General features: G+C 66.7%; 12 protein-coding genes and 4 pseudogenes. 7 read left to right on the top strand and 9 right to left on the bottom strand.

Annotated elements, in window-relative coordinates; genetic code table 11:
• Positions 1-54: 54 nt before the first annotated feature.
• Positions 55-1617, bottom strand: coding sequence for a substrate-binding domain-containing protein (locus MBENS4_RS21810; RefSeq protein WP_199904439.1), 1563 nt, complete (start codon positions 1615-1617; stop codon positions 55-57).
• Between the two features lie 176 nt (positions 1618-1793).
• Between MBENS4_RS21810 and MBENS4_RS21805 the strand changes: the two genes are divergently transcribed.
• Positions 1794-2987 (top strand): acyltransferase family protein, encoded by a 1194-nt coding sequence (locus tag MBENS4_RS21805; RefSeq protein WP_039394752.1) that lies wholly within the window; start codon positions 1794-1796, stop codon positions 2985-2987.
• Positions 2988-3069: 82 nt separating this feature from the next.
• Here MBENS4_RS21805 and MBENS4_RS21800 read toward each other — a convergent pair whose 3' ends face one another.
• The 3 genes and pseudogenes from MBENS4_RS21800 to MBENS4_RS27495 form a co-directional block, all read right to left on the bottom strand.
• A complete protein-coding gene (locus MBENS4_RS21800; RefSeq protein WP_039394749.1) occupies positions 3070-3561 on the bottom strand; it encodes a flavin reductase family protein in 492 nt (163 codons plus the stop codon).
• Positions 3558-4145 (bottom strand): annotated as a pseudogene (locus tag MBENS4_RS27500) (LysR substrate-binding domain-containing protein); the annotation flags it as partial. The gene MBENS4_RS21800 and the pseudogene MBENS4_RS27500, both read right to left, overlap by 4 nt.
• A gap of 224 nt (positions 4146-4369) precedes the next feature.
• A pseudogene (locus MBENS4_RS27495) lies at positions 4370-4510 on the bottom strand (helix-turn-helix domain-containing protein); the annotation flags it as partial.
• A 184-nt stretch (positions 4511-4694) separates the two neighbouring features.
• On the opposite strand from MBENS4_RS27495, the gene MBENS4_RS21790 reads away from it, so the two are divergent.
• The 6 genes from MBENS4_RS21790 (at position 4695) to mmsB (ending at position 10788) form a co-directional block, all read left to right on the top strand.
• A complete protein-coding gene (locus tag MBENS4_RS21790) occupies positions 4695-6197 on the top strand; it encodes a CoA-acylating methylmalonate-semialdehyde dehydrogenase (protein WP_039394746.1) in 1503 nt (500 codons plus the stop codon).
• A 122-nt stretch (positions 6198-6319) separates the two neighbouring features.
• A complete protein-coding gene (locus MBENS4_RS21785) occupies positions 6320-6808 on the top strand; it encodes a hypothetical protein (RefSeq protein WP_039394743.1) in 489 nt (162 codons plus the stop codon).
• 35 nt (positions 6809-6843) lie between these two features.
• Positions 6844-7986: an acyl-CoA dehydrogenase family protein gene (locus MBENS4_RS21780; protein WP_039394741.1), complete on the top strand. Its 1143-nt coding sequence runs from the start codon at positions 6844-6846 to the stop codon at positions 7984-7986.
• 16 nt (positions 7987-8002) lie between these two features.
• Positions 8003-9046, top strand: coding sequence for an enoyl-CoA hydratase/isomerase family protein (locus MBENS4_RS21775; protein ID WP_039394738.1), 1044 nt, complete (start codon positions 8003-8005; stop codon positions 9044-9046).
• A complete protein-coding gene (locus MBENS4_RS21770) occupies positions 9043-9834 on the top strand; it encodes an enoyl-CoA hydratase-related protein (RefSeq protein ID WP_039394733.1) in 792 nt (263 codons plus the stop codon). The genes MBENS4_RS21775 and MBENS4_RS21770 overlap by 4 nt, the downstream gene beginning before the upstream one ends.
• Before the next feature lie 24 nt (positions 9835-9858).
• Positions 9859-10788 (top strand): 3-hydroxyisobutyrate dehydrogenase, encoded by a 930-nt coding sequence (gene mmsB, locus MBENS4_RS21765; protein ID WP_255352690.1) that lies wholly within the window; start codon positions 9859-9861, stop codon positions 10786-10788.
• On the opposite strand, the gene MBENS4_RS21760 is transcribed toward mmsB, so the two are convergent.
• The 5 genes and pseudogenes from MBENS4_RS21760 to MBENS4_RS21740 form a co-directional block, all read right to left on the bottom strand.
• Positions 10785-11006 carry a hypothetical protein gene (locus tag MBENS4_RS21760; RefSeq protein ID WP_039394724.1) on the bottom strand — a complete coding sequence of 74 codons (222 nt, stop codon included), beginning with the start codon at positions 11004-11006 and terminating at the stop codon, positions 10785-10787. The two genes, mmsB and MBENS4_RS21760, sit on opposite strands and share 4 nt — an antisense overlap.
• A 10-nt stretch (positions 11007-11016) precedes the next feature.
• Positions 11017-11558, bottom strand: a pseudogene (locus MBENS4_RS21755) (NUDIX hydrolase).
• The gene (locus tag MBENS4_RS21750) at positions 11555-12241 is read right to left on the bottom strand and encodes a TPM domain-containing protein (protein WP_039394721.1); all 687 of its coding nucleotides are present in this window, start codon (positions 12239-12241) and stop codon (positions 11555-11557) included. Before MBENS4_RS21750 ends, MBENS4_RS21755 begins: the two are co-directional and overlap by 4 nt.
• A gap of 11 nt (positions 12242-12252) precedes the next feature.
• Positions 12253-13071 carry a TPM domain-containing protein gene (locus MBENS4_RS21745; RefSeq protein WP_039394718.1) on the bottom strand — a complete coding sequence of 273 codons (819 nt, stop codon included), beginning with the start codon at positions 13069-13071 and terminating at the stop codon, positions 12253-12255.
• 4 nt (positions 13072-13075) lie between these two features.
• Positions 13076-13680: pseudogene (locus MBENS4_RS21740) on the bottom strand (LemA family protein).
• Positions 13681-13782 lie beyond the last annotated feature (102 nt).

Raw genomic sequence — 13782 nt, 5'->3', positions numbered from 1 at the left:
ACGGCCCGTTTCAATTGCAGCAACAAACGGTAAAAATTGGACGGTAAGGCGCACTCAGGTTGCGGAAAGCGAGGCCCGGCTGTCCTCCTGCGCCCCCTTGCGAGGGGCCACCGATCCGCGTTCGATGAGGCGGGCACCGAAATGTGGGGGCGCGGCATCGTCCGTGACCTGACGTGGGTCATCCTGCAGGCGGCGAACAGCCTCTGCGCCGAGTGCCGCCCACGGGATCTGCATCGAGGTGAGCGGCGGACAGGTCATCTGGGCGAGAGGGGTGTCATCGAAGCCGATCACGGAGAGGTCATCGGGAACCGTGATCCGCGCTTCGGCGGCCGCGTGAAGAATCCCGGCGGCCATGGCATCGTTGCAGGCGATGATGGCGCTGGGGCGCGGGCTGACTTCGAGGAGCACCCGGCCCGCCGCGAGCCCCGAGGTGAAGGAGTTGTCGCCCGGCTCGATCAGGGCCGCGCCCCGGTCGAGGCCGTGGTCGGCCATGGCATCGAGATAGCCCAGTTCGCGTGCCTGGGCGAGACGTGCGCCTTCGGGGCCAGCGACCAGCCCGATGCGGCTATGACCAAGTCCGACAAGCCAGGCGACAGCCTGCGCCATCGCGGCCCGGTCCGCGCTGCAAAGCCCTGCGCCATCGGGCGTGGGGCCGAGGCGAATGCAGGGTGTTCCCGCGTGCCTGCAGGCCTCTATGATCCTGTCGTCTTCTGCCAGGGGAGGGAGCAGGACGACGCCGCTCGGGTTGTGCCGGGTCAGGAATGTGTGGAGCTGCGCCGGGCGGCGGCTGGCGGGGCCTTCGAGTGGCTGGATGAGAAGCGCAAGTTCGCCTCCGGCCATGGCGGCGAGCATCCCGTCCTCCACCTGCTCGACGCGGGCACGCTCGTCCCCGGTGTGGACCAGCGCGAGGAGAAAGTTGCGCCGCAGCGCCAGCGCGCGCGCCTGCGCGTTGGGGACAAAGCCTGTCTCCTCGATCACGCGGCGCACGCGGGCGCGCATCGTATCGCTGAGGAGCGGGCTGTCGTTGAGATAGCGGCTGACCGTCTTGGTCGAGACGCTGGCGAGCCGGGCAATGTCGTTGATGGTGAGGCGCCCGTCGTCCGCCATGGTGTCTGGTGCGGGCAGGATATCCGGCGCGGGATCCTTTACCGGGGGACGCGGGGTGGGTTCGTCCAGCTCGGCGGGAGGCGGGGCGGATGGCGGCGCGTCCGATAAATGCGGGTCATCGTCCTTGACCGCCACGTTGGGCGGCGCTTCGGCTGGCTCTGGCTCTGGCTCTGGCTCTGGCTCTGGCTCTGGCTCTGGCTCTGGCTCTGGCTCTGGCTCTGGCTCTGGCTCTGGCTCTGGCTCCGGCTCCGGCTCCGGCTCAGGTGCCTGGACGGCTCTCTCTTCCTGCTGCGGACCTGCGAGCCCGATTTCGCCCAGCACGGCCGCGACACGTGTGCGCATGCGCGTGCCCAGCAAGGTTGGGTCCTTGAAGAAGCGCCGGATTGTCTGGGCCGAGACGCCCGCGAGACCGGCCAGTTCCGCCACGGTGAGATGGGTGGGCGCGGCGGCCTCACCCGTGTCTCCGGTTTCGGATGGCGGCGTGGCAGAAGTGGGGTCGGACTTGGCCATACAGACACTGGTGCCCGGTCCTGACAGCGCTGGCCAAGGGTGTTCGATCCGAAACGGAGAGGTTCGTTCCTCCGACTGCGGCCTCACGCGCGGGGAGGCGGCAATTGCGCCGCCTGACGAACCCGCCTAAAGGACCAACCTTCCTGCCGCCCGAGCGGCTCTGAGATGGTACCTCGATGACTCCCGCCCCTTCACAGCGTCACTACGGAATGGACTGGCTGCGCATCGGTGCGTTCATCCTCCTGATCTTCTACCACGTGGGCTATTCCTTCACCGCGTGGGGCTACCAGACGCCCACGCGCGGCGTGGTGTGGTGGGCCGAGATCCCGCTTCTGGGCATGAGCGCCTGGCGCCTCGCGCTCCTCTTCGCGATCTCGGGCTATGCCAGCGCGGCGCTGCTGGCGCGCGACAAGGGGCAGGTATCCGAGTTCGGCTGGAGCCGGATCAAGCGCCTGGGCATTCCGCTCGCCTTCGGGCTGATCGTGGTGGTTCCGCCCCAGCCTTACATGGGTCTCGTCAACAGCGGATACGAGCACGGCTACCTCTACTACTTCCTCCACGACGCCTTCAGCTTCCAGAAGATCCGCTACGAATACGTGCCGCGCATCATGCACCTGTGGTTCGTGATCCACCTGCTGGCCTACACGCTGGCGATGTGCGGGATCATGCTGGTGCTGCCCGCGTCCTGGCAGGCGGCGCTGCGCCTTGGTTTCGAGCGGTTGTTTGCCGGACCACTGCTGATCCCGGCGGGCATTCTGCTGGTCTACCTGGTGCGCAACTACGTGCCCTATGGCTGGACGGACATGCACAACTTGCTGAATGACCGTGCGGCACACCTCCATTATGGGGGCATGTTCCTGTTCGGCTTCCTCCTGCGCGGCTCGTCGGCGCTTCGCGCCTCGATTGCGCGCCAGTGGCCGATCGCCGCGGTACTCGCGATGGCCGGGTTCTTCTGGGTCGCGGGTGATTCCTGGCTCTACCCGGGCCGGATCGCGACGCCCCAGGAATGGCGCCACGCGCTGATCCTGGCCAAGTCGGTGGAGAGCTGGGCGGCGGTCATCGCCCTGTTCGGGATCGCGGACCGCTTCTGGAACTTCAACCACCCCTGGCGCCAGACGCTGTCCGAGGCGGTGTTCCCGGTCTACATCGCGCACCAGACGATCATGGTCCTGGTCATGTACCCGATCCGCGACTGGGGGCTGACCGCGCTTCCCGAGTTCGCGATCCTGTGCGGCTCTGTCGCGATAGGGTCCTGGCTGTTCTACCTCGTCGGGCGCGAGGTCGGGCCGCTGCGCCCGCTGATCGGGCTCAAACGACACAAGACGCACCGGCTGCCCAAGACCGATCCGGCACCGACGCCCGGCACCTGAGGCGGATCGGCAGGCCCCATGAAAAAGGCCGCGCCTCCCATCCGGGGGCGCGGCCTTTTCGGTTCCGCGTTGTAGGCAGCGCTTACATGCGCTCTGCAAAACCGCCGTAACGGCCGCGGTGGAAGAGCATGGGATCCTCGTTGCGCACGGTCTCCATCTTCAGCACCTGGCCCAGTACGAACCAGTGGTCGCCCGCCTCGGTGACCGAGTAGAGCTCGCACTCGATGCTGGCGATCGAGTTGGCGATGACCGGCAGCTTGTTGTCCGAGAGGACGTAGTCGACGCCGACGAACTTCTCGGCGCCCTTGGCCGCGACCGAGCGGCACACGTCCTGCTGGTCCGAGCCCATGACGTTGACGCAGAAGTGGCCGTGCTTCTCGATCAGCGGCCAGGACGAGGAGGACTTGTCCGGGAAGAAGCCGACAAGCGGCGGATCGAGCGAGACCGAGGTGAACGAGCCGACGACCATGCCGGCCGGCTTCTCGCCGTCCAGCGCGGTGATGACGCACACACCCGTCGGGTAGCTGCCGAGGACCTTGCGGAATTCGGCCGGATCGATCGTGGTTGTCGTCAAGATGGGAGTTCCTTTTTACGTGCGTTTTCGGGCGCGGCGCGTGCGCCTCGCGGCATGAGGACCTCCTCGCCCGCACGGACCGTTTCGTCAAGCCATTGCCGGAAGGCGCGGATGCGCGGCAAACGGCGGATATCCTCGTGTGTGACGAACCAGAAGGCGCGCTCTAACCGAACCTCGGACAGCACCGGGACGAGGCGGGGATCGGTGTGGGCCATGAAGGCTGGGAGCACCCCGACACCGGCGCCGTTGGCAATGAGGCTGTGCTGCGCGGTGATGCTGGGCGCGCGCAGGCTGGCTTTCAGGGCGGGATGGACCTCGTCGAGATAGCGCAGTTCGGGCGCGTGGAGCCGGTCGGGAATGTACCCCACGAGGCGGTGCCCTTCGAGGAGGTCAGCGGGCGCCCGGGGAACGCCGTGCGCGGCAAGGTAATCCGCCGAAGCGTAGAGGCCGAGCGCATAGTCGGCGAGCTTGTGCGCAACGAGCGGGCCCTTGCGCGGTCGGGCGAGGACAATGGCGACGTCGGCCTCGCGCCGCCCGGGACTGAGCGCCTCGCCGGGCGCGGAGACAAGGTCGATCGCAAGGCCGGGGTGACGTGACTGGAACTGCGCGAGGCGGGGGCTGAGAAAGTCGGTGGCGAAGCTTCCGGCGTACCGATCCGCAAGGTGCCGGTCAGCCCGTCCTCGCCTTCGTCAGAACCCGTGATACCGGCTGCGGCGCGGTCCATCTGCTCGACCGCGGCGAGCAGCGCCTCGCCCGCTTCGGTGAGGACCTGCCCGGTGCGGGTCTGCTCGAAGAGGGTGGTGCCTAGCGCCGCTTCGAGACGGCGCAGGCGGCGGCCCATCGTGGTCGGGTTGACGCCGAGGCGCCGGGCCGCACGGGCCAGCTGGCCGCTGCGGGCGATGGCAAGGAAGGCCTGGAAGTCGCTCCAGTCGGCGTCGGAAATGGGCATGAGACACCTTGCGTTCGCGGGTATGATCGTGACTGCAAATTTGCAATCCAGTATTACAAAACTGCACCTTGCCTGCAAATTCGGCGGGTCCTATCCCGGTTGCAGCCAAACTTGAAAAGATGCGGCACAGCGCATGTGGGAGCGCCTTTGGGCGCTACCCATGGCGACGATGAGAGGAGAGAGGATGCGACGGATCGAACACAGGATCGCAGGCGGTGCGGGCGGCGGCTTCGGAGCGCCCCGGACTGCACCAGTGTACGATCCCAATCGCGGTGTGGTTCAGGCAGAAGTCGTCCTGGGAGAGGATGCCGTCCTGGACCGCGCCGTCGCGGCCGCGAAGGAAGCCCAGCCCGCCTGGGCCGCGCTCAACCCGCAAAAGCGGGCGCGCGTGCTGTTCGCCTTCAAGCAGCTGATCGAGGCGAACATGCAGGAGCTGGCCGAGCTCCTCTCCAGCGAGCACGGCAAGGTGGTCGAGGATGCCAAGGGCGATATCCAGCGCGGGCTTGAGGTGGTTGAATTCTGCTGCGGCATCCCACAGGCGTTGAAGGGTGACTACAGCCTTGGCGCAGGGCCGGGCATCGATGTCTATTCGATGCGCCAGCCGCTCGGCGTGGGCGCGGGGATCACTCCGTTCAACTTTCCCGCGATGATCCCCATGTGGATGTTCGCGCCCGCCATCGCCTGCGGCAATACCTTCATTCTCAAGCCTTCCGAGCGCGACCCTTCGGTGCCCAACCGTCTGTGCGAACTGTTCCGCGAGGCGGGCGCGCCGGAAGGCGTGCTGCAGGTGGTCCACGGCGACAAGGTCATGGTCGATGCGATCCTCGATCACCCTGATATCGCGGCGGTCAGCTTCGTCGGGTCTTCGGACATCGCGCACTATGTCTACAGCCGGGGCAGTGCGGCCGGAAAGCGCGTCCAGGCGATGGGCGGGGCGAAGAACCACGCCATCGTCATGCCCGATGCCGACCTGGATCGCACCGTCGAGGACCTTGTCGGCGCGGCCTTCGGTTCGGCGGGCGAACGCTGCATGGCGCTCCCTGTCGTCGTGCCCGTGGGCGAGGATACCGCCGAGGCTCTGCGCGCCCGGCTCGTTCGCGCCATTGAAGGGCTCAAGGTCGGTATCTCGACCGATCCCGAGGCGCAGTACGGGCCCGTCGTCACCGCGCAGCACAAGGCGCGGATCGAGGACTGGATTGCAACCGGCGTCAAGGAAGGCGCCGAGCTGGTCACGGACGGACGCGGCTTCACGCTCCAGGGCTTTGAGGAGGGCTATTTCCTTGGCCCTACGCTGTTCGACCGGGTGACGCCCGAGATGTCGGCCTACAAGGAGGAGATCTTCGGGCCGGTGCTCCAGATTGTCCGGGCGGAGAGCTTCGAGGAGGCGCTCGCGCTTCCCTCGCGCCATCAGTACGGCAACGGTGTGGCCATCTTTACGCGCAACGGTCATGCCGCGCGCGAATTTGCCGCCCGTGTCGAGGTGGGCATGGTCGGCATCAACGTGCCCATCCCGGTGCCGGTCTCCTACCACAGCTTCGGGGGCTGGAAGCGCTCGGCCTTCGGCGATCACAACCAGTACGGGATGGAAGGGTTGCGGTTCTGGACGAAGACCAAGCTCGTCACCCAGCGCTGGCCCGATGGCGGCGGGGCAGGCGACAGCGCCTTCATCATCCCGACGATGGCCTGAGGCCTGAACTTGGAAAGTCGCTGCCCGCGCAGCAAGAAGGAACACGAACGGGGGAACGGGGGTTCTTGTCGCATGTCTTCTCGTCGGCCGCGCCGGCCGGTCCAGCCTTGCAGGAGTGCTCCATGATACCTCGCGGCCTCGTTCTCGCCTTTCCTCTCGTCGCGCTGCTTGCGGCCTGCTCCTCCGAACCTGAACCGCAGGGAGCCGCCAGCGAAACTGCGGCGGCCGGGGCGGGCGGGATGAGCGAACCGGCACTGCCCGAACCCACGGCCTCGGCAACCGACCTCGCCGACACCACCTCGATCCCGCCGATGCTGCGTGGACGCTGGGGGCTGGTGAAGCTGGATTGCACGGGCGATCCGGCCGCGGCCAAGGGGTTGATGACGGTCGGTGCGAAGGATCTGGAATTCTACGAATCGATGGCGGATCTGGGCGAGATCGAGTCCATTGCCGAGAACGCGGTGACAGGTGCCTTCGCCTTCGAAGGGGAGGGGCAGACCTGGGACCTCGATGTCACCTTGCGTTCGCCCGACGGGGGCGCCACCCTCGTGCGCACCGACAAGGGCGCGGACGCCGCGCCTGAGCCGCTGACCTACACCAAGTGCCCGTAAGAGGCCGCAATTCGATGAGAGAGCCCTGAACGAAGATGACCGATCCCTTTGCCTTCAGCGAGGACCAGGTCGCGATCCGCGACATGGCCGCGAAGTTCACCGCCGAGAAGATCACCCCGTTCGCGGCCGAATGGGATGAGAGCGCCCATTACCCCGTCGATGTCTGGAAGGCGGCGGGTGAACTCGGCTTCGGGGCGATCTATGTCTCGGAAGAGGGCGGGGGCATCGGGCTTGGCCGGCTGGAGGCCGCGCTCATCATGGAGGCGATGGCCTATGGGTGCCCGGCGACGAGCGCCTATATCTCCATCCACAACATGGCGACCTGGATGCTCGACAGCTTTGGCGATGCCGCGCTGAAAGAGCGTTATCTCCCCGGTCTTGTCGCGATGGAGACGATTGCGTCGTATTGCCTCACCGAACCCTCCTCCGGCTCGGACGCGGCCGCGCTCAAGACCACCGCGCGGCGTGAGGGCGACGACTATGTTCTCAACGGCACCAAGCAGTTCATCTCCGGCGGCGGGGTGAACGATATCTACCTCGTCATGGCGCGCACGGGAGAGCACAAAACGCGCGGGATCTCCTGCTTCCTCCTGGAAAAAGGCATGGAGGGCCTCTCCTTCGGCGCGCCCGAGAAGAAGCTGGGCTGGAACGCCTCGCCCACCGCCCAAGTGATCCTCGAGGATTGCCGGGTCCCCGCCGCCAACCGCGTGGGCGCGGAAGGCGATGGCTTCAAGTTCGCGATGGCCGGGCTCGACGGTGGGCGTCTCAACATCGGGGCCTGTTCGCTTGGCGGTGCGCAGCGCTGTCTCGATGAGGCGATTGCCTACGTGAAGGACCGCAAGCAGTTCGACCAGCCGCTCGCCGCGTTCCAGAACACGCAGTTCCAGCTTGCCGAGATGGCGACCGAACTCGAGGCCGCGCGCGCGCTTCTTTATCTGGCGGCGGCCAAGGTCACGGCCGGGGCGCCTGACAAGACCCGCTTTGCCGCCATGGCCAAGATGATGGCGACCGACACCGGCTCCTCGGTGGTCGACCGCGCGCTCCAGCTTTTCGGTGGCTACGGTTACCTGCGTGATTACCCCATCGAGCGCTTCTGGCGGGATCTGCGCGTCCATCGCATCCTCGAGGGCACGAACGAGGTCATGCGCATGATTATCGGTCGCGACCTCCTGAACTAGGCGTTAGGGTGATGAAATGACTGATGAAGTGCTGACCCGGCGCGAGGGTGTTGCCGCCATTATATCGCTCAACCGTCCCAAGGCGATCCACGCCCTGACAACGGCCATGTGCGAGGCGATGATCGAGGCCCTCCAGGCTTTTGCCCAGGACGACAGCGTGGGCGTTGTCATTATCGAGCACGCGCAAGGACGGGGTTTCTGTGCGGGGGGCGACATCAACCTCCTGCGCCGCTCGGCGCTGGAGGACGGCGGCATTTCGGGCCGCCGCTTCTTCCTGCACGAATACCGTCTCAACCACCTGCTGTTCACGTACGCCAAGCCGGTCGTGGCCTTCATGGACGGGATCACGATGGGCGGGGGCGTGGGTATCGCCCAGCCCGCGACCTACCGTGTAGCGACCGAGAACACGCGCTTTGCCATGCCCGAAACCGGCATCGGTCTGTTCCCGGATGTGGGCGGGGGGTGGTACCTCTCGCGCCTGTCGGGGCGGATCGGCCATTTCCTGGCGCTGACCGGCGCGCGGTTTGACGGGGCAGAATGCCTCTACACTGGTCTTGCCACGCATTATCTGCCTGTTTCGGCGCAGGATGAGGCCAAGCGCCGGATCGGCGAGGGGGAGGGGATCGAGACTGTTCTTTCGGAACTCTCGGAGCGTCCCTCGCAGGCCAAGGTCGCGGCCAATGAAGCGCGGATCGCGCGGCACTTCGCCTTCGATACACTGGAAGAAATCATCGCCTCGCTCGAAGCCGACGACAGCGAATGGGCCGCGAAGGAACTGGCCACGCTGCGCACCAAGAGCCCGCAGGCCTGCAAGGTCGCGTTGCACGAACTCGCCCAGTCCCTGACGCTGGAGAGCTTCGCCGACGAGATGGCGATGGAATACCGGATCGCGGCACGCGTGCTGGTCCTGCCCGATTTTGCCGAGGGCGTGCGCGCGGTCATCGTTGACAAGGACAATGCGCCGGCCTGGAACCCGGCGACGCCCGAGGGCGTGACAGATGCGGCCATCGCGGCCATCTTCGCGCCGCTTGCCCCAACCGAGGAATGGAATCCCCTATGACCGAGCCCACCTACGAAACCCTCCTGGTCGAGACCCGGGGCGCTGTCACGCTTATCACGCTCAACCGTCCCAAGGCGCTGAACGCGCTCAATTCGACCGTGATGACCGAGATGGTGGCTGCCATGGCCGCGTTCGAGGCAGACCCCACGCAGGGCTGCGCGGTGGTGACGGGGGCTGGCGAAAAGGCCTTTGCCGCAGGCGCGGACATCAAGGAGATGGCAACCAAGTCGGGCGCGGAATTCTTCTCGGAGGACTTCTTCTCCGAGTGGACGAGCAAGGTCGTCAAGGCGACCCGAAAGCCCTGGATCGCGGCCGTCAACGGCTTTGCGCTGGGCGGTGGCTGCGAGGTCGCGATGATGGCCGACTTCATCATCGCCTCGGAGAACGCGAAGTTCGGCCAGCCCGAGATCACGCTCGGCGTCATTCCGGGCATGGGCGGCTCGCAGCGCCTTGCCCGCGCAGTGGGCAAGTCCAAGGCCATGGACCTGTGCCTGACGGGGCGCATGATGGATGCCGAAGAAGCCGAGCGTGCGGGCCTTGTCGCGCGCATCGTGCCCGCCGATCAGCTTCTCGACGAGGCGATGAAGGCCGCCGAGAAGATCGCTTCGCTGCCCCCGCTCGCGGTCAAGGCGAACAAGGAAGCGGTGAACGTCGCCTTTGAAACCACGCTCGATGCCGGGCTCCTGATGGAGCGCCGCATCTTCCAGGTCATCGCGGGCACCGAGGACAAGACCGAGGGCATGGCGGCCTTCGTCGAGAAGCGTCCGGGCGTCTGGAAGGGCAAGTAACCGCGGGTTACCGCGCGGGATAGCTTGGGAAGATCACCGGGGGGACGGCGAAGACGTCGCCCCCGAAGACGGGAGAGTTGTGCAATGAACATCGCCTTCATCGGACTTGGCAACATGGGCGGCGGCATGGCCGCGAACCTGGTCAAGGCGGGCCACGCGGTCCGTGCCTTCGACCTCTCGGCCGAGGCGCTGGCCCGCGCCGCCGAGCAGGGCTGCACGCCGTGCGCGAGCGTGGAAGAGGCTGTCGCGGGGGCCGAAGCGGTCCTCTCGATGCTCCCCAACGGCGCCATCGTGAAGGCAGTGCTCACGCAGGAGGTGCTCGGCGTGGCACCGAAAGGCGCGGTGCTGATCGACTGCTCGACCATTGATCTGGAGACCGCGCGCGAGGTCACCCTGCTGGCGCGGGAGGCGGGCCACCCGATGGTCGATGCGCCCGTTTCGGGCGGGATCGCGGCGGCAAGCGCGGGGACGCTGACCTTCATGGTTGGCGGCTCGGATGAGGCCTTTGCGCGCGCCGAGCCGGTCCTTGAACCCATGGCCAAGGCCGTGATCCGTGCGGGCGAAAGCGGCGCCGGACAGATCGCAAAGATGTGCAACAACATGCTGCTGGCGGTACACATGATCGGCACCTGCGAGGCGCTCAAGCTGGCCGACAAGGCCGGGCTCGATCCGCAGATCTTCTACGACATCTCGTCGAAATCGACCGGCTATTGCTGGTCGCTCAACGATTATACGCCGATGGCGGGGGTGGGGGCGGCGAGCCCGGCCGACAACGATTATGCGGGTGGTTTCGCCGCCGCGCTCATGCTCAAGGACCTGAAGCTGGCGATGGCAGGAGCCGAAGGGGCAGGCGCCAGTGTTCCTCTGGGCGAGCACGCCAAGGCGATCTACGAGGCGTTTGTCGAAAGCGGTGGCGGGGGCAAGGACTTCGGCGCGATCCTGACGACGCTCTAGCGCGCGGCATCCTCGCGGGCCGCCTTCGCAGCACGCCGCCGGGCCAACTCGAAGGCGGGTAGCTTCATGCCCTTTGTCCGCCCAGTCAGGTGGATGTTCCCGCACAGTTCGCAGCGATAGGGGCGCAAAGGGAAGGGCGCCTTTTCGGCCACGCGCAGGGCCTCTTCCTCATTCACAAAGCGCTTCTTGCGCTGGCAGATGCCTGGCCGGGTGCGCATGGCTGGCGTGTCAGCGCAGGAGCGCGGGGCCGAGCAGCGCGAGCATCTTCACATCCATCGCATAGTCCTTCGCGCGAAAGTCCGCGATGACCTCGCCGATCCGGGACAGGGGCACGCGGTGCACCACGATGTCTTCATCGTCCACTCCGCCACCCTCGCCGACCTTGACGAGATCGCGGGCACGAAAGAGCGTGAAGCTCTCGCTCACCATGCCCGGCGAGGAGAAGAACTCACCCATGTTCTCCATGGTCCCGGCCCGGTAGCCGGTCTCTTCCTCCAGCTCGCGGATGGCGGCATTGGCCGGGTCTTCGTCCGCCATGTCGCTTTCATCGCCGACAAGGCCTGCGGGAAGTTCGAGGCACCGGCGCTGGAGCGGCACGCGGTACTGGTCGACAAGGATCACGTTGTCCTCCTCGTCTATGGCGAGGATCACCGCAGCTTGATGCCGCGGGCGCGGCCGACGAACTCCCAGCGCCCCCGGGTCTTGGCGGTGATGAAACGTCCCTCCCAGCGGATTTCCTCGGGAGCATCGGCGTCGGGGGGAAGGGTCATACTTCGATCAGCCTGTCGGGAAGTTCGTTGATGTCATCGTCCGCGCGCGGGAAGTGCGGCGCGACGATGGTGCCCACCTTGAGAACAGCCGCACACATGCCGTCCGCGACGCGTCCTTCGCGCACGTGGCCCAGCATCGCCTGCATGGCATCGCCCCAGACCTCGGGGTCCACCTTGGTGGCGATAGCCTGGTCGGCGACGATCTCGGCGCGGTGTTCGCGCATGGAGAGGTAGATGAGGACGCCGGTACGCCCCACGGTGCGCTGCTCGGCGCCGATGCGGAAGGCGCGCACGGCGCGCTCGTGGACGCGGGCGGTCTTCACAGGGCCCGGAATCACGGCGAACTTGAGCGGCGTCCACAGCTGCAGCAGGTAGGCGCCCGCGAACTTGAGCGTGGCAAAGCCTGCGGCCAGACCCACGATCGCGCGCGGTGTCCATTCGTGGCCCCAGTCGGCGAGCGCCCAGTCGTAAAGCCCCATGTAGAACTCGGGGAAAAGGCTGAGCGCGGCGAGGGCCAGCAGCGCCACGCCCGCGCACCAGGTCAGCGCGACATCGGTGTAGCCGTCCGAACGGTCCGCGAGGATCGTGACGATCTCGCCCGCGCTCTGCAGTTCGGCCTTCGCAACCGCCGCGCTGATCTGCGCGTGATCGGCCTCGGTAAGATAGGTGGGAGCAGGTTTCATTCTCGTCTCTCCTACCAGCTGCCGCTCGCGCCGCCACCGCCGAAGCTGCCGCCGCCGCCGGAAAATCCGCCGCCGCCAAAGCCGCCCCCGCCACCGAAGCCGCCTCCGCCGCCCCAGTGGTCGTCATCATCGCCCCAGCCACCGCCAGGGATCCAGATGAAACCGGGACCGCTCGAACGGCGCCGTCCGCGCCCGCCCCGGGCCTCGTTGACCATGGGGGCGACGACGAAGAAGAGAACGAGAAGGATGAAGAATACGGTGCCGGCCGAGATGCCGCTGCCGCCCTCGCGCGCCTGTTGGTCGGCCTGCTCGGCCAGTTTGCGCGCCTCTTCGGGCGGGAGCATGATGAGCTTGGCAATGGCGGCTGTTCCGGCCGCGATGCCGCCGGGGTAGTCGCCTTTCTTGAAGGCGGGCAGGATGTTTTCGTCGATGATGAGACGGCTCATGCCGTCGGTCAGGATCGGCTCCAGGCCATAGCCGACCTCGATCCGGACCTTGCGCGCGTTGGGCGCGACGATCAGAAGCGCGCCGTTGTTCGTCTCCTTCTGGCCGATCCCCCAGGCACGGCCCAGCTGGTAGCCGTAGTCGGAAATGTCGTAGCCTTGGAGATCGGGGATCGTGGCCACCACGAGCTGGCGGCCGGACTGCTTTTCCAGCGCGGCGAGCTGCTGGGTCAGACGCGCTTCCTCGGCGTCGGGAATGATCCCGGCCTGGTCGACCACGCGGCCCGTAAGCTTGGGAAACTGCGGCGCGGCCTGAGCCCCTTGCACGAAGAGCAGGGAGCACAGGGCCAGCGCGAGAGCGGCGAAAACCTGCCGGAGACGGGTCACCGGATCAGAGCTTGCCTTCGAGGGAAGGGGCTACGTCCGCGTTGGGCGTGGTCGCCTTGTAGGGGACCAGCGGATCCGCACCGCGCAGCTGCGCGCCGATCATCGAGGGGAAGGTGCGCACCTCGGTGTTGTAGTCCTGGACGGCCGCATTGTAGTCGCGGATCGAGACCGCGATGCGGTTTTCAGTACCTTCCAGCTGGCTTTGCAGCATGCGGTAATTCTCGTTCGACGTGATGTTGGGATAGCCTCGAAGCTGGCCATCAGGCGGCCCAGACCGGCCGAGAGCTGGCTCTGCGCCTGCGAGAACTGCTCCATCTTGGCCGGATCGCCGAGGTCATCGCCGGTGATCTGGATCGAGGTCGCCTTGGCGCGGGCCTCGGTGACGCCGGTGAGGATTTCCTTCTCCTGCTCGGCCGCGCCCTTGGCGACGGCGGCGAGGTTGGGGACAAGGTTCGCGCGGCGCTGGAAGTTGGCTTCGACGTCCGCCCACTTGGCCTTGGCCGCTTCCTGCTTGGTGGGCACCGAGTTGAAGCCGCAGGCCGCAAGCGAGAGCGCCGCGAGGCCGACGAGCAGGATACGTCCCTTGCGGGCCGCGTTCGACAGGGTCATTGGGGTATGTCCTCCACTTGAAGTCCTCGCACGGGAAGGCGAAGACTCTCCACGATATAGCCTAGATAGCGTCCGGGGATGACGGTTCAACCGCAGCGGGTC

This window comes from Novosphingobium sp. MBES04 (assembly GCF_000813185.1).
In the GTDB taxonomy this organism is placed as follows: domain Bacteria; phylum Pseudomonadota; class Alphaproteobacteria; order Sphingomonadales; family Sphingomonadaceae; genus Novosphingobium; species Novosphingobium decolorationis.
Note: the sequence above shows the minus strand (reverse complement) of the source record. Positions and strands in the feature narration are given on the sequence as shown.